The sequence below is a fragment of the Micromonospora foliorum genome (genome assembly GCF_022229015.1).
GTDB lineage: Bacteria > Actinomycetota > Actinomycetes > Mycobacteriales > Micromonosporaceae > Micromonospora > Micromonospora foliorum.
Genome location: NZ_JAKKFF010000227.1, coordinates 1 through 18,256, shown reverse-complemented (window position 1 = coordinate 18,256; position 18,256 = coordinate 1). Strand labels below are relative to the sequence as shown.

Below are 18,256 nucleotides of genomic sequence, written 5' to 3'. Positions count from 1 at the left end.
CGCCGCCGCCGACCTGCTGCTGATCGCGGTACCGGACGACACGCTGGCCGGTGTGGTGGCCGACCTCGCGGAGCGGGGCGCGTTGCGCCCGGGCCAGATCGTCGCGCACACCTCGGGAGCACACGGCCTGGCCGTGCTGGCCCCGGCCGTCGAGGCCGGCGCCCGACCGCTCGCCCTGCACCCGGCGATGACCTTCACCGGTACGCCAGACGACCTGGCCCGGCTGGACGGCATCTCGTACGGGGTGACCGCCCCGGCGGAGTTGCGCCCGCTGGCCGCCCGGCTGGTCGCCGACCTCGGTGGCGTGCCCGAGTGGGTGGCCGAGTCGGATCGCCCGCTCTACCACGCCGCGCTGGCCCACGGCGCGAACCACCTGGTGACCCTGGTCAACGAGGCGACCGACCGGTTGCGGGACGCCGGGGTGTCCCGGCCGGAGAAGGTGCTCGCCCCGCTGCTGCGGGCCGCCCTGGAGAACGCGCTGCGGCTCGGCGACGACGCGTTGACCGGCCCGGTCTCCCGTGGCGACGCGGGCACCGTGCAGCGACACCTGGCCCGGTTGGCGGCCACCGCACCGGAGTCCGTCCCGGCGTACCTGGCGCTGGCCCGTCGTACCGCCGACCGGGCGATCGCCGCCGGCCGGCTGCGGCCGGTGGACGCGCAGTCGCTGCTCGGCGTGCTGGCCGACAGCGGCCGGGAGGTGGCGGCATGACCCAGCTCGTGCACACGCGCGCCGAGTTGGCCGAGGCGCGGGCCGGGCTGAAGGGCACGGTCGGGGTGGTGATGACCATGGGCGCGCTGCACTCCGGGCACGAGACGTTGCTGCGCGCGGCCCGGGAACAGGCCGACCACGTGCTGGTGACGATCTTCGTGAACCCGTTGCAGTTCGGGCCGAACGAGGACTTCGACCGCTACCCGCGCACCCTCGACGCCGACCTGGAGGTGTGCCGGCGGGCGGGCGCCGATCTGGTCTTCGCCCCGTCGGTGGCGGACATGTACCCGGACGGGCAGCCCCGCGTACGCCTCGACCCGGGCCCGCTCGGCGCGGAGCTGGAGGGGGCGAGTCGTCCCGGCTTCTTCCACGGCGTCCTCACCGTGGTGTTGAAGCTGCTCCAGCTCACCCGGCCGGACCTGGCGTTCTTCGGCGAGAAGGACTACCAGCAGCTCACCCTCGTCCGGCGGATGGCCCGTGACCTGGACGTGCCGGTCGAGGTGGTCGGCGTGCCGACCGTCCGGGAGCCGGACGGGCTGGCGCTTTCCAGCCGCAACCGTTACCTGAGCGAGCCGGAGCGGGCCGCCGCGCTGAGTCTGTCCGCCGCGCTGCGGGCCGGTGCGCGGGCCGCCGACGACGGCCTGGACGCGGGGGCGGTGCTGACCGCCGCGCACGCCGCGTTCGGGGCCGGTACGCCCGGTGCCCGCCTCGACTACCTGGTGCTCACCGATCCCGAGTTGGAACCGGGGCCGGTGTCCGGGCCGGCCCGGCTGGTGATCGCCGGCTGGGTGGGCGCCACCCGGTTGATCGACAACGCGGCGATCCACCTCGCACCGCGTCCGTGACCCGGCCGCACCACCCTCCACCAATCCCGCGAAAGGCCACCCCGATGTTGCGGACCATGCTCAAGTCGAAGATCCACCGGGCCACGGTGACCCAGGCCGACCTGCACTACGTCGGTTCGGTGACGGTGGACGAGGATCTGCTCGACGCCGCCGACCTGCTCCCCGGCGAGCAGGTGGCGATCGTGGACATCACCAATGGCGCCCGTCTGGAGACCTACGTGATCCCGGGCGAGCGGGGCAGCGGCGTGATCGGCATCAACGGTGCCGCCGCGCACCTGGTGCACCCCGGTGACCTGGTCATCCTGATCTCGTACGGGCAGATGGACGACGCCGAGGCCCGGTCCTACCGGCCACGGGTCGTGCACGTCGACGCCGACAACCGGGTGATCGAGTTGGGTGCCGATCCGGCTGCGGCGGCGCCCGGCACGGCCGGGAACCCGGTGCCCAGCCCGCTGGCCGTGTCCGGAGTCTGATCCCGCGTACCGCGATTCCGGTCTGTTACCGGAAGGTCATTTCCGGTTACCCTGGGCACGCTGGCGGAAGCCGGTCGGTGGCTGGGGGAGGCCGCGATGCGCCGTGCCATGACGACCCTGTTCGCCGCTGTTGCCACGGCGGCGCTGCTGGTGGGCTGTGCCGGGTCCGGGGGCCTGGACGGTGATCTGACCGACGACTGGGCGGCGATGCCGGCAGCGTCGGCGTTCACCCCGGCCGCCGGTGTGTGTCACGCCGCCGACTTCACCGATCTGGTCAGCCTGGCCAGTTACGAGCCGGTGGACTGCGCCGGGCCGCACCGCCTGGAGACCGTGCATGTCGGGGTGTTCCCAGCCGAGCGGACGACCGCTCCGGCGGGTGGCTCACCGGAGCTGCGGGGCGCGTTCGCCGAGTGCGACACCCGGGCGACCGGCTACGTGGGTGACGACTGGCGGGCGGGCCGGCTGCGGCTGTCCGTGGCGCTGCCCAACGGGCCGGGCTGGGCGGCGGGTTCCCGGTGGTTCCGGTGCGACCTCACCGAGTTGACCACGGTCGAGGCGGCGGCCACCGTGGTGGTCCGGTCGGGCAGCCTGCGGGACGCGTTGAAGGGGCCCACCGGGCTGCGCCTCGGTTGCCAGCAGACCCGCGGTGGCGCCGGCCGGGGGGTGCAGACGCTGACCCCGGTGGAGTGCGGCAAACAGCACGACGCCGAGTTCGTCGGGGTGTGGCGCGCTCCGGACAAGGCGTACCCGACCCGGGATGCCGACTGGGCGCCGCTCTACACGGGTTGTCGCAGCGTCCTGGCCCGGTACGTGGGCGTTCCGGACGACACCGAGCTGCGCGTCCGCAGCGGGGTGGTGGTCCGACCGCCGGGGGCGGGGCGCTGGAAGGTCGGTGATCGGGGCGTCCGCTGCTATCTGTGGCTCAGCCACCGTACGGTGACCGCCTCGCTGAAGGGCGTGGGCCCGGCCGGGCTGCCGGTCCGGACGAAGTGAGCACGGGCTGACGCGCGGCGCGCGCCGGACGGGGTCGCCCAAAACACTCGTCCCGCCCCCGCCGCCCCGGGCGAGGATGGTTCGGGTTGACTGGGGGAATGGACCTACCGACCGTCGACCTGCCTGCCCTGCCCGCGTTGCTGGCCGCGCCCGCGCCCGGCTGGGTGGAGACCACCGACGTGATCGTGGTGGGTTCCGGCGTGGCCGGGTTGACCGCGGCGCTGCACCTGCGAGAGGCGGGTCTGCACGTCACGGTGGTAACCAAGGTCAACATTGACGACGGCTCGACCCGGTGGGCGCAGGGCGGCATCGCCGCCGTGCTCGACCCGGCCGACACCCCGGCAGCCCATGCCCGGGACACCGAGGTCGCCGGGGTGGGGCTGTGCGACCCGGCGGCGGTCCGGGTGCTGGTCGAGGAGGGCCCGACCCGGCTCCGTGAGCTGATGCGGATCGGCGCCGAGTTCGATCGTCACCCGGATGGTTCGCTGATGCTGACCCGCGAGGGCGGGCACCGGGCGGACCGGATCGTGCACGCCGGCGGGGACGCCACCGGCGCGGAGGTGCAGCGGGCTCTGCACGCCGCGGTGCAGCGCGACCCGTGGATCCGGCTGGTCGAGCACGCCCTCGTGCTGGACCTGCTGCGCGCGCCCGGCGACGGCCCGGATGGGCTCGGCCCGGCCTGCGGGATCACCCTGCACGTGTTGGGTGAGGGCAGCGAGGACGGCGTCGGCGCGCTGCTGGCCCGTGCGGTGGTGCTCGCCACCGGCGGGATGGGGCAGATCTTCTCGGCCACCACCAACCCGGCGGTCTCCACCGGGGACGGGGTGGCGCTGGCGTTGCGGGCCGGCGCGGCGGTGACCGACGTGGAGTTCGTCCAGTTCCACCCGACCGCCCTGATCACCCCGCCCGGCGCGGGGGTGCCCGGTGCCGGGCACGCACAGCAGCCGCTGGTCTCCGAGGCGCTGCGCGGCGAGGGCGCGTACCTGGTGGACTCCGACGGCAAGCGGTTCATGGTGGGCCAGCACGAGTTGGCCGAGCTGGCACCCCGGGACGTGGTGGCCAAGGGCATCCACCGGGTGTTGCTGGCCACCGGCGCGGACCACGTCTTCCTCGACGCGCGGCACCTGGGCGGCGACTTCCTCGCCGGGCGGTTCCCCACCATCGTGGCGTCCTGCCTGGCGATCGGCGTCGACCCGGCGACCGACCTGATCCCGGTCGCGCCCGCCGCCCACTACGCCTCCGGCGGGGTCCGGACCGATCTGCGCGGCCGTACCTCCATACCCGGCCTGTACGCCTGCGGTGAGGTGGCCTGCACGGGCGTGCACGGCGCGAACCGACTGGCCAGCAACTCGCTGCTGGAGGGTCTGGTCTTCTCCCGGCGGATCGCCGAGGACATCGCGGCCGGCCTGCCCGAGCAGGCTCAGCCGGCGGACACCGGCGCCTGGCGCGGGGGTACCGGCTGGGTGCTGCCCGCGGAGGTGACGCCGACCCTGCAACGGGCGATGACCCGGGGGGCCGGGGTGCTCCGATCCGCGGCGACGCTGGCCGACACGGCCGGGACGTTGACCGAGTTGGGCGTTGCCCGGGGCCGGCCACGGACCGCCGACTGGGAGGCGACGAACCTGCTGACCGTGGCGTCGACGCTTGTCGCCGCCGCGTACGCCCGTGGTGAGACCCGGGGTTGCCACTGGCGGGAGGACTTCCCGACGGCCGACGAACGGTGGCTGGGCCATCTGGTCGGGGCCGTCGGAGCGCAGGGCCGGGTGACGCAACAGTGGGAGGACAAGTCATGATCGAGTCGACGCAGGCGGCGTTGCGGGCGGCTGGGCTGGATCCGGCGTTGGTCCGGCAGGTGATCGAGGGCGCGCTGGTCGAGGATCTGGGCCCGGATTTCCTGGACGTCACAAGCGTGGCCACCATCCCGGCGGAGCAGACCGACACCGCCGACCTGGTGGCCCGCGCGGACGGGGTGGTGGCCGGGATGGCGGTGGCCGCCGCCGTGTTCGAGCTGGTGGGCGAGGTGACGGGCTTCGGTCGTACCGTCGAGGTGTCGGTGCTGGCCCGCGACGGCGAGCGGGTGGCCCGCGGCGACGTGCTGGCGACCGTGACCGGCCCGACCCGGCTGCTGCTGACTGCCGAGCGGACGGCGCTCAACCTGCTCTGCCGGATGTCCGGGGTGGCCACCCACACCCGGGCCTGGGCGGACGCGCTGGCCGGCACGAAGGCGATGGTGCTGGACACCCGCAAGACGACGCCGGGCCTGCGGGCGCTGGAGAAGTACGCCGTGCGGGCCGGCGGCGGCACCAACAAGCGGATGGGCCTCTACGACGTGGCCATGATCAAGGACAACCACAAGCTGGCGGCCGGGAGCATCACGGCGGCCTACCGGCGGGTCCGGGAGGCGTTCCCGGAGGTGCCGGTGCAGGTCGAGGTGACCACTGTCGGCGAGGCGGTGGAGGCGGTGGAGGCCGGGGCGGACTTCCTGCTCTGCGACAACATGACGCCGGAGGTGCTGGCCGAGGCGGTGGCCGCGGTGGGTGACCGGGCGGAGCTGGAGGCGACCGGCGGGCTGACCCTGGAGGTGGCCGGCCGGTACGCGGCGACCGGCGTCGACTTCCTCTCGGTGGGCGCGCTGACCCACTCGTCGCCGATCCTGGACATCGCGCTGGACCTGCGCACCGAGTAGTTGTCTAGGCTGCGTGCGTGCTGCTCTGCATCGACATCGGAAACACCAACACCGTGCTGGCGACGTTCGACGGCGACAAGCTGGTGCACTCCTGGCGGATCAAGACCGATGCCCGCTCGACGGCGGACGAGCTGGGCCTGATGTTCCGGGGTCTGCTCGCCGGGGACAACGTCGAGATCACCGGTGTGGCCGCCTGCTCCACGGTGCCGGCGGCGCTGCGGTCGCTGCGCACCATGCTCAAGCGTTACTACGCCGACCTGCCGAGCGTGGTGGTCGAGCCGGGAGTGCGGACCGGGGTGCAGTTGGCGATCGACAACCCGAAGGAGGTCGGCGCCGACCGGGTGGTGAACACCCTGGCCGCGTACACCCTCTACGGCGGCCCGTCGATCGTGGTTGACTTCGGCACCACCACGAACTTCGACGTGATCAGCGAGCGCGGTGAGTTCCTCGGCGGCGCGTTCGCCCCGGGCATCGAGATCTCCTTCGACGCGCTGGCCGCCCGGGCCGCGCAACTGCGCAAGGTCGAGGCCACCAAGCCCCGCTCGGTGATCGGCAAGAACACCGTGGAGTGCCTCCAGGCCGGCCTGTACTTCGGCTTCGCCGGGCAGGTGGACCGGATCGTCGAGCGGATGACCGAGGAGCTGGGCGAGGTGCGGGCGGTGATCGCCACCGGCGGCCTCGCCTCCCTGGTGATCAACGAGTGTCGCAGCATCACCCACCACGAGCCCATGATCACGCTGATCGGCCTGCGGATGGTCTACGAACGCAACCTGTGACCCCGGCCGCCGTCGGGGCCGGCCTCCGTGCGGGCGTCAGCGCCGCCGGGCGCGCAGCACCAGTGTCCGGTACGGCAGCTCGATGGTGTCCCGGCCAGCCAGGTCGGGGTGGGTGTTCAGGAGTTCGGTCAGCTCCCGCTCGACCCGCCGCTGATCGTCGGTGGACGCGGTGAGCCAGTACGAACGGGTGCGGACCATCCCGAGCAGCTCGTCCGGGGTGAGCGTGGTGCGGTGCGTGAACTCGCGCTGCTCGATGGCGTCGAACGCGGGGCCGAAGTCGGGGTGGTCGCCGACGACCACGCGGGCCGAGTTGTCCCCGAAATGGGCGATCCGACCCAGCTCGGCCACCCAGTCGACGCTGTCGTCCCGGATGTTCCAGATGGGGGCGAAGGTGCCGCCGGGACGGAGCACCCGGGCGATCTCGGCGTGCGCGGGCTCCCGGTCGAACCAGTGGTACGCCGTCCCCGCCAGCACCGCGTCCGCCGCCGAGTCGGGCAACGGTACGGCCTCCGCACTGCCCGCCAGCGCCGTCGTGCCCGGGGTGCTGGCGGCGAGCTGCGCCCGCATCCCCGGATCGGGCTCCACCGGTACGACCTCGTGGCCCAGGGCCAGCACAGCACGGGTCAGGATGCCGGTGCCCGCCGCGAGATCGACCACCCGGGCGTCGCTCAGCCCGTCGAGCGACCAGCGGACCGCGGCCTCGGGATAACGTGGTCGAAAGCGGTCGTAATCACTCGCAGCGACACCGAATGACAGGGCGTGAGTGTGATCGACCATGACGGGCAGGTTATCCCGTAACAGCCTCCGGACCGCTTGAGTACGCTCGGGCCTGACCCCCTGTATCTCCGTGACGAGGAAGCGTGCCGTGAGCGAGCAGAACCCCGTGCCAGTGGACCCCGCCGACGACCTTCCCGAGCAGATGAAGGTCCGCCGGGAGAAGCGGGACCGGATGCTCGCCGAGGGCGTCGAGCCCTACCCGATCGGCTTCCCCCGCACCACCACCCTGGCGCAGGTCCGGGCGGCCTACGCCGACCTGCCGACCGACACCGCGACCGGCGACCAGGTCGCGGTCACCGGTCGAGTGATCTTCGTACGCAACACGGGGAAGCTCTGCTTCGCGACCCTCCGGGACGGCGACGGCACCGAGTTGCAGGCGATGCTCTCCCTGGACCGGGTCGGACCGGAGCGGCTGGAGGCGTGGAAGCGCCTCGTCGACCTGGGTGACCACGTCGGCGTCACCGGTGAGGTGATCACCAGCCGCCGGGGTGAGCTGTCGGTGCTGGCCGAGCGGTGGGAGATGACCGCCAAGGCGCTGCGACCGTTGCCGGTGGCCCACAAGCCCCTCTCCGAGGAGGCGCGCGTTCGGCAGCGTTACGTCGACCTGATTGTCCGGCCGCAGGCACGGGAGATGGTGCGCACCCGGGCCGCTGCCGTACGCAGTCTGCGCGATTCACTGCACGGGCAGGGCTTCATCGAGGTGGAAACGCCGATGTTGCAACTGCTGCATGGGGGCGCGGCGGCCCGACCGTTCGTGACCCACAGCAATGCGTTGAACACCGATCTGTATCTGCGAATCGCTCCGGAACTGTTTCTCAAGCGCGCTGTGGTCGGCGGTGTCGACCGCGTCTTCGAGATCAACCGCAACTTCCGTAATGAGGGTGTCGACTCTTCGCACTCGCCGGAGTTCGCGATGCTGGAGACGTACCAGGCGTACGGCGACTACGACACGATCGGCGAGCTGACCCGTAATCTCGTGCAACAGGCGGCGATCGCGGTCAGCGGCTCGACGGTGGTGACCCATGCCGACGGGCGGGAGTTCGACCTGGGCGGCGAGTGGCGGTCCATCACACTGTTCGGCGCGCTTTCCGAAGCGCTGGGCGAGGAGGTCACCGTCCGCACCGAACGCGCACGCCTGGTGGAGTACGCGGACAAGGTGGGATTGGCCGTGGACCCGAAGTGGGGCCCGGGCAAGCTGGCCGAGGAGTTGTTCGAGGAACTGGTCGTCCCCGGCCTGGAGGCGCCCACCTTCGTGCGGGACTACCCGGAGGAGACCAGCCCGCTGACCCGGGCGCACCGCAGCGAGCCGGGGCTAACCGAGAAGTGGGACCTCTACGTGCTCGGCTTCGAGCTGGGCACCGGGTACTCCGAGCTGGTCGACCCGATCGTGCAGCGCGAGCGACTGGTCGCCCAGGCGCAGTTGGCCGCCCGTGGCGACGACGAGGCGATGCGTCTCGACGAGGACTTTCTTCGGGCGATGGAGTATGGAATGCCGCCGGCCGGCGGTATGGGAATGGGAATCGACCGGCTCTTGATGGCCCTGACCGGCCTCGGAATTCGGGAAACGATCCTCTTCCCGTTGGTCCGCCCGGAGTAGTCCGCCCAGGCTCACGCCGAGCCGTAACCGGGTCCTATTGACGCGACGAGCGGCGCGCGGGTTATTGTGCTCTCGTTAGCAGGAGCACCCTGCTCGAAAGGAATGTGGGACGTGGCCAAGCAGATCATTCACAAGCTGGTCGATGACCTGGACGGCGGGGACGCGGACGAGACCGTCAAGTTCGCCCTCGACGGCGTTCAGTACGAGATCGACCTGTCGAGCGCCAACGCCGCGAAATTGCGCGATGCATTTGCCTCGTACGTCGGCGCCGGCACCAAGGTCGGCCGGGGCGGTGTCGTGATCGGTGGGCGGGCTGCCCGCGGCCGGGGTGGCGCGACCGCCGATCGGGAGCAGAACAAGGCGATCCGGGAGTGGGCCAAGAAGGCCGGCAAGGACATCTCGGACCGGGGTCGTATCCCGCAGGAGATCGTGGACGAGTTCCACGCGAAGCGCTGATCCGTCAGCAACTTGGTGGCCAGCCGCCACCGCAGGCGACACCGACGCCGGGCCGGAGGAGTTCTCCGGGCCGGCGTCGCCGTATCCGGGCGACGTCGCCGTGCCCCGTCTGGGGTGGTATCGCCGTTTCGGGGCGGCCCAGCCGGGTCGTTCCGGGCCGCGTCGCCGGGCCCGTTCCGGGGGGCGTCGTCGTGCCGGTTCGGGGCCGGGAAGCATTCCGGGCCGACCGACGTTGTCCACAACCAGTGGAACAGCTATCCACAGCCTGTGGACAACGTCCCCCAGGGCCGGGCGCGGCGCTCGCCGCGGCCGCCGGTCCGCCCTCCCGGAGCCTCCCGGAACGCCTCCGGACCCCGGATCGGGCTTCCGTGGAGCCAGTCGGATTTCGCTCTGCGCGTAGCGACAGGGCTACCGGAACACCTCCTGAGCGCGGACGGTTGTTCAAAACGACGTGGAACCGACCCAGACCAGAGACACACGACCTCAGCTGAGTCGGTCAGCGACGATAGAGTAAGGAGGCACGGACGCCCGTCCTGGACGTTCGTGCACCGGCCCCGCCAAGATCTTGACCATCAAGGCGCACGGCACGTGAGGAGCACGAGGGCATGTTCGAGCGGTTCACCGACCGAGCGCGACGGGTTGTCGTCCTGGCCCAAGAAGAGGCCCGGATGCTCAACCACAACTACATCGGTACGGAACACATCCTGCTGGGCCTGATCCACGAAGGTGAAGGCGTCGCGGCAAAGGCCCTGGAGAGCCTCGGCATCTCCCTGGAGGGCGTCCGCCAGCAGGTCGAGGAGATCATCGGCCAGGGCCAGCAGGCGCCGAGCGGGCACATTCCGTTCACGCCGCGGGCCAAGAAGGTGCTGGAGCTGTCGCTGCGCGAGGCGCTGCAGCTCGGCCACAACTACATCGGCACGGAGCACATCCTGCTCGGGCTGATCCGTGAGGGCGAGGGCGTCGCCGCCCAGGTGCTGGTCAAGCTCGGCGCCGACCTCAACCGGGTCCGCCAGCAGGTGATCCAGCTGCTCTCCGGCTACCAGGGCAAGGAGCCTGCTGCTGCGGGCGCCGCGCCGGGTGAGGCCGCGCCGTCGACCAGCCTGGTGCTGGACCAGTTCGGCCGCAACCTGACTCAGGCCGCCCGCGAGGGCAAGCTCGACCCGGTCATCGGGCGCGAGAAGGAAATCGAGCGGGTCATGCAGGTGCTCTCCCGCCGTACCAAGAACAACCCGGTCCTGATCGGTGAGCCCGGCGTCGGTAAGACCGCCGTGGTGGAGGGCCTGTCCCAGAAGATCATCAAGGGCGAGGTGCCCGAGACCCTCAAGGACAAGCAGCTCTACACGCTCGACCTGGGCGCGCTCGTCGCCGGTTCCCGCTATCGCGGTGACTTCGAGGAGCGCCTCAAGAAGGTGCTCAAGGAGATCCGCACCCGCGGCGACATCATCCTGTTCATCGACGAGATCCACACCCTGGTGGGTGCGGGTGCCGCCGAGGGCGCGATCGACGCCGCGAGCATCCTCAAGCCGATGCTGGCCCGTGGTGAGCTGCAGACCATCGGTGCCACCACGCTCGACGAGTACCGCAAGCACCTGGAGAAGGACGCCGCTCTCGAGCGCCGCTTCCAGCCGATCCAGGTGGGTGAGCCGTCGCTGGCCCACACCATCGAGATCCTCAAGGGCCTGCGTGACCGCTACGAGGCTCACCACCGGGTGAGCATCACCGACGCAGCTCTCGTGGCTGCCGCGACCCTGGCCGACCGGTACATCTCCGACCGCTTCCTGCCGGACAAGGCGATCGACCTGATCGACGAGGCCGGTGCCCGGATGCGGATCCGTCGGATGACCGCGCCGCCAGACCTGCGTGACTTCGACGAGCGCATCGCCCAGGTGCGTCGCGACAAGGAGTCCGCGATCGACGCGCAGGACTTCGAGCGCGCCGCCCAGCTGCGCGACAAGGAGAAGCAGCTCCTGGGCCAGAAGGCTCAGCGGGAGAAGGAGTGGAAGGCCGGTGACCTGGACGTCGTCAGCGAGGTTGACGACGAGCAGATCGCCGAGGTGCTCGGCAACTGGACCGGCATCCCGGTCTACAAGCTGACCGAGGAGGAGACCTCGCGCCTGCTGCGCATGGAGGACGAGCTGCACAAGCGCGTCATCGGCCAGGAGGACGCGGTCAAGGCGGTCTCGAAGGCGATCCGGCGTACCCGGGCCGGCCTGAAGGACCCGAAGCGCCCGTCGGGCTCGTTCATCTTCGCCGGCCCGTCCGGTGTCGGTAAGACCGAGCTGTCCAAGGCGCTCGCCGAGTTCCTCTTCGGCAGCGAGGACGCCCTCATCCAGCTGGACATGTCCGAGTTCCACGACCGTTACACGGTCTCCCGGCTCGTGGGTGCCCCTCCCGGCTACGTCGGCTACGACGAGGGCGGGCAGCTGACCGAGAAGGTGCGGCGTCGGCCGTTCTCGGTGGTCCTCTTCGACGAGATCGAGAAGGCCCACCCGGACGTGTTCAACACGCTCCTGCAGATCCTCGAAGACGGTCGGCTCACCGACGGTCAGGGTCGGATCGTGGACTTCAAGAACACGGTCATCATCCTGACCACCAACCTGGGCACCCGAGACGTCGCCAAGGCGGTGTCGCTGGGCTTCCAGCAGTCGGAGGACTCCGAGTCCAACTACGACCGGATGAAGCAGAAGGTCAACGACGAGCTCAAGCAGCACTTCCGGCCTGAGTTCCTCAACCGGATCGACGACACCATCGTCTTCCACCAGCTGCGCCAGAGCGAGATCCTCTCGATCGTGGACATCATGATCCAGCGGATCGAGGGCCAGCTGCGGAACAAGGACATGGGTCTGGAGCTGACCGACAACGCCAAGAAGTACCTGTCCGCGAAGGGCTTCGACCCGGTGCTGGGTGCCCGTCCGCTTCGTCGCACGATCCAGCGCGACATCGAGGACAACCTCTCCGAGCGGATCCTGTTCAACGAGCTGACCCCTGGTCAGATCGTCGTGGTCGACTGCGAAGGCGACCCGGACGACATCGACAACTCCAAGCTCGTCTTCCGGGGCTCGGACAAGCCGGTTGAAGTTCCGGACGCCGTCCCGGCCGACCTCGGTGGCACTGCCGCTGGCACCGCCGCCGCAGGCGTGGACGAGTAACACAACCAGCAGTGGCCGGGGCCCCGGTGGCGTGAGCCATCGGGGCCCCGCCTTTTGCGTCCCCAGGTCACACCCGCCTGCCCCCGCTCGAAGCCGCCGCGTCCACGCCAGCCGCCACCCTCCGAGCCCGCGCGCTGCCCGGCACCCGCTGCCAGGACCAGGTCACCAGGCCGCCGATCAGCGCCGGGCCGAGCAGCGTCCCGCGTTCGCGTCGCCACGTTCGGCAAGATCGCGCAACTTCCTGGATGTAGTGGCATCCGGCGCGGCCGATACCACCACATCCAGGATCGGGCACGATCTTGGGGTGAGATGCGCCGCGCTCCGGGCGTCAACCACCGTGCGCCCTGCGGCAGGAGCATCGCCCGCAGCGACCCGCAGGCCGCACATCCGCTCGCGTGGAGCACGGTGGCCAACCCTCAGTGGTGGGGCGGGTCAGGTGGTGAGGTCGGCGGTGGGGAGGGACGGGCCGTCACCGACCAGGCGGAAGGAGTCGGTGCCGGCGGGTTCGACCAGCCCGTCCTGCACCAGGCCGGCGAGGGCGCGGGCGCGTTGCACGTCGTCGGTCCAGACCTGGTCCAGCCGCTGGTGTGGGACCGGCCCGGTGCTGTCCCGGAGCACTCCGAGCAGCAGGCCGCGGACCTGTCGGTCGGTGCCCGCGTACCGCTGGGGTCGGCGGGTTGGCCCCGCGGGCGCCTCCTGGCCGGACGTCCGCCAGGCGCAGACCGACTCGACGGGGCAGGCCGTGCAGCGCGGTGACCGGGCGGTGCAGATCACCGCGCCCAGTTCCATGAACGCGGCGCTGGCCAGCGCCGCCGCGGCGGGTTCCGTGGGGAGCAGCTCTTCGGTGGCGACCAGATCGGCCGGTCGGGTGACCGGTCCGGCGTCCGGTTCGCCGGCCACCGCCCGGCACACGACCCGGCGTACGTTGGTGTCGACGACCGGGTGCCGCTGCCCGTACGCGAAGGCGGCCACCGCCCGCGCCGTGTAGGTGCCGACGCCGGGCAGTGCCAGCAGTTGCTCCAGCCGGTCCGGCACCTGGCCGCCGTGCCGGTCGACGATCACGACCGCGCACTCGCGTAGCCGGACCGCCCGGCGGGGGTAGCCGAGGCGTCCCCACATCCGAATCGCCTCGGCCGGGGTGTCCGCCGCCAACGCGGCCGGCTCCGGCCAGCGGGCCAGCCATGCCTGCCAGGCCGGCACCACCCGGACCACGGGGGTCTGCTGGAGCATGACCTCGCTGACCAGGATGGCCCACGGGGTGACCCCGGGCTCGCGCCACGGCAGGTCACGGGCGTGCTGCTGGAACCACCGGCTGACCAGGGTGGCGAAGTCGGGTTGAGTCATGGCGTCGTCGATGATGTCACGCCCGGCGTTCCCGTTGGGTGGGCGGCTCGGGCGGGGTGCCACGTCGTCGTTGGGCGGACGGGGGAGAATGCGCGGATGAACGAGCTCGCGATCACCGTCATCGGTCGGGACCGGCCGGGCATCGTGGCCGACGTCGCCGAGGTGCTGGCCCGACTGGGCGCGAACCTCACCGACAGCACGATGACGCGGCTGCGGGGGCATTTCGCGATGACCCTCATCTGCACCGGTCCGGCCGCCGCCGAGGTCGAGGCCGCGCTGGCGCCGCTGGCCGCCGAGGGCCAACTGCTGGCGACGGTACGCGCGGTCACCCCGGACGGTGATGTGCCTCCAGCGGGTGAGCCGTACGTGATGGCGGTGCACGGTTCGGACCGGATGGGGATCGTCGCGGCGATGACGCGGGTGCTTGTGGATGCCGGGGGGAATGTCACCGACCTGAGTACCCGGTTGACCGGCGCGCTCTACGTGGTCCTGGCGGAGGTCGAGTTGCCGGCCGGTGTGGCGGACACCCTGATCGACCGGCTGCACCGGACGGCTGCGGAGCTGGGCGTGGAGGTCACCCTCCGGCCGGCGGACCCGGATCTGTTGTGACCGGCGAGGAACGTGGGCCGGACGTCGGCCTGGGGGACTGGACACCGGAGTCGCTGGACGTGCCGGGCGAGGTGCGGGCGGTGGTGTCCGCCCCGCACCCGGTGCTGAGTCGGGCCGCGGACGAGGTCGACCCCACGGCAAAGGAGACGGTCCAACTCGCGGCCGACCTGATAGCCACCATGAGGGTCTCGCCGGGCTGTGTCGGGCTGGCCGCGCCGCAGGTCGGGGTGGGCGCTCGGGTCTTCGCCGTCGACGTGACCGGGCACCCGAAGGCGGTGACGGTGCACGGCACCTTCGTGTTGTGCAACGCGCGGGTGGTCGAGGCGACGCGGTGGAAGCCGGGCCGGGAGGGCTGCATGTCGGTGCCGGACCTGACCGGGGACGTGAAGCGGGCCAGCCGGCTGGTGGTCGAGGGTGACCTGCCGGGCAGCGGCGAGCCGGTCCGGCTGGTGACCGACGGCTTCGAGGCTCGGGCGTTGCAGCACGAGATCGACCACTGCGCGGGGCTACTCTTCCTGGACCGGGTGGCCGGTGCGCACGCGGTCTACCAGCGCAAGGTCTACCTGTGATCGGTGAGCCGTCTGTCCTCAGTGGAGGGTCGGGCCTACCCCTCGAATCGGTTCCGGCGCGTCGCGCCGCACTGCCGGGTACGGCGCGGCTACGGTGGAGGGCATCATGCGTCTGACGGTCGGCCCCCTGCCACCCGCCGTGTATTGGCGGCGTCGCGCCGTCGTACTCGGAGCGGGGTTTCTGTTCCTGATTGTCCTGCTCTACTCCTGCACCGGTTCGGGTGGTTCCGGCGGTCCGGAGCCGAAGGCGGGAGGCTCGCCGTCGGCGACGTCCGCCGCGACGTCTGGTCCCGGCGGGCCGGTGCTGACACCGCAGACCGGGGGTCCGTCATCGTCGGCGTCCGCCGATTCGGGTGCGACGAATCCCAGCCCGGCGATCACCAGCAACACACCGCCGCTGGGCGCGGCGGCCGGCTCGGAGGACGACGGCACCTGCACCGACGAAGAGATCAGCGTGGTCTCGTCGGCGAGCCCGACCTCGGTGCAGCGGGGCGCGGTGGTCGAGCTGCAACTGAGGATCAAGAACACGTCGGACCGGACGTGCAGTCGCAACGTCGGTGCCGACCTTCAGGAGATCTTCATCAAGTCCGGTGCCGAGAAGGTCTGGTCGTCGGACACCTGCGGCAAGGTCGTGGGCTCGGACGTGCAGTCCTTCACGCCGAACTTCGAGCGCTCCTACCAGGTGCCGTGGAACGGGCGCGACACCAGCCGCTGTGACGGTGCGCTGGCCGCCGGGCCGTTCGCGCCGGTCGGGTCGTACCAGGTGTTCGCCCGGGTCGGTACGAAGCTCAGCGACCCGGTGAAGCTCACCGTCACCGGCTGAGGCGGGTCAGACGTAGCGTTCCAGGATGGATGCCTCGGCGAGCCGGGACAGCCCCTCACGGACGCCGCGGGCCCGGGCGTCACCGACCCCTTCGACGGCTTGCAGGTCTTCCACTGTCGCGCCGAGCAGACGCTGGAGGCTGCCGAAGTGCAGCACCAGGCGGTCGACCACCGCCACCGGTAGCCGGGGCACCTTGGCCAGCAGTCGGAAGCCGCGCGGACTGACCGCGGCGTCGAGCGCGTCGGACGCGGCCGGGTAGCCGATCGCCTTGGCCACCGACACCAGGTCGATCAGCTCGGTGGCACCGAGCAGGTCCAGCTCGACGAGGGCCTCGTCGAGGGTGCGCGACTTGCGGCCGACGGGGAGGTAGTCCCGGATGACCAGGGTGCGGTCGGCGTCCACGCCGGCCATCAGCTCGTCGAGTTGCAGGGCGAGCAGGCGGCCGTCGGTGCCCAGCTCCACCACGTAACCGGCGATCTCGTCGGCGATCCGGCGAACCATCTCCAGTCGCTGCACCACTGCCACCGCGTCCCGCACGGTGACCAGATCCTCGATCTCCAGGGCGGAGAGCGTGCCGGAGACCTCGTCCAGCCGGAGCTTGTAACGCTCCAGGGTGGCGAGCGCCTGGTTGGCGCGGGAGAGGATGGCCGCCGAGTCGTCGAGCACGTGCCGTTGGCCGTTGACGTAGAGGCTGATGATCCGCATGGACTGGCTGACCGAGATGACCGGGTAGCCGGTCTGGCGGGCCACCCGCTCGGCGGTGCGGTGCCGGGTGCCGGACTCTTCCGTCGGGATGGACGGGTCGGGCATCAGGTGCACGGCCGCCCGGACGATCCTGGTGCCGTCGCTGGAGAGCACGACAGCGCCGTCCATCTTGCACAGCTCGCGCACCCGGGTCGCGGAGAACTCCACGTCCAGCGGGAAGCCGCCGGTGCAGAGGCCCTCGACCACCTTGTCGTAGCCGAGCACGATGAGCGCGCCCGTGCGGCCGCGCAGGATGCGCTCCAGGCCGTCGCGTAGGGCGGTGCCCGGGGCCATCAGGGCGAGATTGGCCCGCAGCGGATCTCCGGCGCTCCCGGCGGCTCCCGCGGTCACGCTCACGCTGATCGGGCGGGCGGGCGAGCCCACGGCGCCGGTGCGGGCCTGGGGCGGCGCGCCGGCTGGCTTGGTGGTATCGCGGTCGATCGGCACGGGCACAGTCTACGGACTGCCGTGCGGTGGGTGCTGTCGTGGTTACTGTGATGTGTCACGATGCCGCCCTCTCCAACGTTTCCCGCTTGCGACGTGCTGTCCGGTTTCGCCGCCCTCGTCGGCACGGTGGGTCACTCGGCGGACGCGCGGGCCGCATGGTGCAGGGCCGAACGGACGTCGGTGACCTCGGTCACCTGCATCTGCCCGGGCCCGGCGCCGGTGCTCGCCGGGCCGCAGCCGGGCGGCACCAGGGCCACCTTGAACCCCAGCCGGGCCGCCTCGGCCAGCCGGCGCGGCACCGCCCCGACCCGGCGCACCTCGCCGGTCAGCCCCACCTCACCGATCGCCACCAGGTGCGGCGCGATCGCCAGGTTGAGCCCGCCGGAGGCGACCGCCAGGGCCACCGCGAGGTCGGCGGCCGGCTCGACCACCCGGATCCCGCCGACGGTGGCGGCGAAGACCTCCCGGTCGTGGAGGGTCAGCCGCTCGGTGCGCCGTTGCAGCACCGCGAGCACCATCGCCAGTCGCGCCGAGTCGAGACCGGAGACGGTGCGTCGGGGAGAGCCCGCCACGGTCGCGCCGATCAGCGCCTGCACCTCGGTGACCAGGGCCCGCCGCCCCTCCATGGCCACGGTGACGCAGGTGCCCGGGACCGGCTCCGCGTAGCGGGTCAGGAACAACCCGGACGGGTCGGCCAGGCTGCTGATGCCGCCCTCGTGCATCTCGAAGCAGCCGACCTCGTCGGCCGCCCCGAACCTGTTCTTCACGCCGCGCACCAGGCGCAGCGACGAGTGCTTGTCGCCCTCGAAGTGCAGGACCACGTCGACCAGGTGCTCCAGCACCCGAGGCCCGGCCACCTGGCCGTCCTTGGTGACGTGCCCGACCAGCACGGTCGCGATGCCCCGCTCCTTGGCGACCGAGACCAGCGCGGCGGTGACCGCGCGGACCTGGGTCACCCCACCGGGCACCCCCTCGGTGCCGCTGGTCGAAATGGTCTGCACCGAGTCGAGCACCAACAGGCCCGGCTTGACCGCGTCGAGGTGACCGAGCACCGAGGCCAGGTCGCTCTCCGCAGCGAGGTAGAGCTGCTCGTGCAGGGTGCCCATCCGCTCGGCGCGCAGGCGCACCTGGCTGACCGACTCTTCGCCACTGACCACCAGCGAGGGGCTGCCGGCGCCGAGCGCCCACTGCTGCGCCACATCCAGGAGGAGGGTCGACTTGCCCACGCCGGGCTCGCCGGCGAGCAGCACCACGGCGCC

At 71.6% G+C, this 18,256-nt stretch carries 17 protein-coding genes; 13 read left to right on the top strand and 4 right to left on the bottom strand.

Annotated features, from left to right (window positions below; translation table 11 throughout):
* The 7 genes from PSH25_RS17420 to PSH25_RS17390 all read left to right on the top strand — a co-directional run.
* The coding region (locus PSH25_RS17420; protein ID WP_238660081.1) for a Rossmann-like and DUF2520 domain-containing protein at positions 1 to 709 on the top strand (709 nt) is incomplete at its 5' end.
* Positions 706 to 1,554, top strand: a complete 849-nt coding sequence (gene panC / locus PSH25_RS17415) for a pantoate--beta-alanine ligase (RefSeq protein WP_238660080.1) — start codon at positions 706 to 708, stop codon at positions 1,552 to 1,554. The genes PSH25_RS17420 and panC, both read left to right, overlap by 4 nt.
* A 44-nt stretch (positions 1,555 to 1,598) precedes the next feature.
* The gene (panD, locus tag PSH25_RS17410; protein WP_030327945.1) at positions 1,599 to 2,027 is read left to right on the top strand and encodes an aspartate 1-decarboxylase; all 429 of its coding nucleotides are present in this window, start codon (positions 1,599 to 1,601) and stop codon (positions 2,025 to 2,027) included.
* Between the two features lie 96 nt (positions 2,028 to 2,123).
* Complete coding sequence (locus tag PSH25_RS17405; RefSeq protein WP_238660079.1) at positions 2,124 to 3,020, top strand: septum formation family protein; 897 nt, start codon at positions 2,124 to 2,126, stop codon at positions 3,018 to 3,020.
* A 98-nt stretch (positions 3,021 to 3,118) separates the two neighbouring features.
* Positions 3,119 to 4,813, top strand: coding sequence for an L-aspartate oxidase (locus PSH25_RS17400; protein ID WP_238660078.1), 1,695 nt, complete (start codon positions 3,119 to 3,121; stop codon positions 4,811 to 4,813).
* Positions 4,810 to 5,706 carry a carboxylating nicotinate-nucleotide diphosphorylase gene (gene nadC, locus PSH25_RS17395; RefSeq protein ID WP_238660077.1) on the top strand — a complete coding sequence of 299 codons (897 nt, stop codon included), beginning with the start codon at positions 4,810 to 4,812 and terminating at the stop codon, positions 5,704 to 5,706. Before PSH25_RS17400 ends, nadC begins: the two co-directional genes overlap by 4 nt.
* Before the next feature lie 17 nt (positions 5,707 to 5,723).
* A complete protein-coding gene (locus PSH25_RS17390) occupies positions 5,724 to 6,482 on the top strand; it encodes a type III pantothenate kinase (protein WP_238660076.1) in 759 nt (252 codons plus the stop codon).
* A gap of 36 nt (positions 6,483 to 6,518) precedes the next feature.
* On the opposite strand, the gene PSH25_RS17385 is transcribed toward PSH25_RS17390, so the two are convergent.
* On the bottom strand, positions 6,519 to 7,259 hold the full coding sequence (locus PSH25_RS17385; RefSeq protein WP_238660075.1) for a class I SAM-dependent methyltransferase: 741 nt from the start codon (positions 7,257 to 7,259) through the stop codon (positions 6,519 to 6,521).
* 88 nt (positions 7,260 to 7,347) lie between these two features.
* On the opposite strand from PSH25_RS17385, the gene lysS reads away from it, so the two are divergent.
* From lysS to PSH25_RS17370, 3 genes are all read left to right on the top strand, one after another.
* Positions 7,348 to 8,856: a lysine--tRNA ligase gene (gene lysS / locus PSH25_RS17380; RefSeq protein WP_238660074.1), complete on the top strand. Its 1,509-nt coding sequence runs from the start codon at positions 7,348 to 7,350 to the stop codon at positions 8,854 to 8,856.
* Between the two features lie 111 nt (positions 8,857 to 8,967).
* On the top strand, positions 8,968 to 9,312 hold the full coding sequence (locus PSH25_RS17375; protein WP_036392792.1) for a histone-like nucleoid-structuring protein Lsr2: 345 nt from the start codon (positions 8,968 to 8,970) through the stop codon (positions 9,310 to 9,312).
* Positions 9,313 to 9,917: 605 nt separating this feature from the next.
* Positions 9,918 to 12,461 (top strand): ATP-dependent Clp protease ATP-binding subunit, encoded by a 2,544-nt coding sequence (locus PSH25_RS17370; RefSeq protein WP_238660073.1) that lies wholly within the window; start codon positions 9,918 to 9,920, stop codon positions 12,459 to 12,461.
* Positions 12,462 to 12,893: 432 nt separating this feature from the next.
* Here the strand turns inward: PSH25_RS17370 and PSH25_RS17365 are convergent, their stop codons facing one another.
* Entirely contained in the window at positions 12,894 to 13,805 is a 912-nt protein-coding gene (locus tag PSH25_RS17365; RefSeq protein WP_238660072.1) for an iron-sulfur binding domain-containing protein, read from the bottom strand.
* Between the two features lie 96 nt (positions 13,806 to 13,901).
* Between PSH25_RS17365 and PSH25_RS17360 the strand changes: the two genes are divergently transcribed.
* From PSH25_RS17360 to PSH25_RS17350, 3 genes are all read left to right on the top strand, one after another.
* The gene (locus tag PSH25_RS17360; RefSeq protein WP_238660071.1) at positions 13,902 to 14,414 is read left to right on the top strand and encodes a glycine cleavage system transcriptional repressor; all 513 of its coding nucleotides are present in this window, start codon (positions 13,902 to 13,904) and stop codon (positions 14,412 to 14,414) included.
* Positions 14,411 to 14,983, top strand: a complete 573-nt coding sequence (locus PSH25_RS17355; RefSeq protein WP_238660070.1) for a peptide deformylase — start codon at positions 14,411 to 14,413, stop codon at positions 14,981 to 14,983. The genes PSH25_RS17360 and PSH25_RS17355 overlap by 4 nt, the downstream gene beginning before the upstream one ends.
* 106 nt (positions 14,984 to 15,089) lie before the next feature.
* On the top strand, positions 15,090 to 15,806 hold the full coding sequence (locus tag PSH25_RS17350) for a hypothetical protein (RefSeq protein WP_238660069.1): 717 nt from the start codon (positions 15,090 to 15,092) through the stop codon (positions 15,804 to 15,806).
* Positions 15,807 to 15,812: 6 nt separating this feature from the next.
* On the opposite strand, the gene disA is transcribed toward PSH25_RS17350, so the two are convergent.
* Together disA and PSH25_RS17340 are read right to left on the bottom strand one after the other, a co-directional pair.
* Positions 15,813 to 16,997, bottom strand: coding sequence for a DNA integrity scanning diadenylate cyclase DisA (gene disA, locus PSH25_RS17345; RefSeq protein WP_030327921.1), 1,185 nt, complete (start codon positions 16,995 to 16,997; stop codon positions 15,813 to 15,815).
* Between the two features lie 131 nt (positions 16,998 to 17,128).
* The coding region (locus PSH25_RS17340) for a DNA repair protein RadA (RefSeq protein WP_238660068.1) at positions 17,129 to 18,256 on the bottom strand (1,128 nt) is incomplete at its 5' end.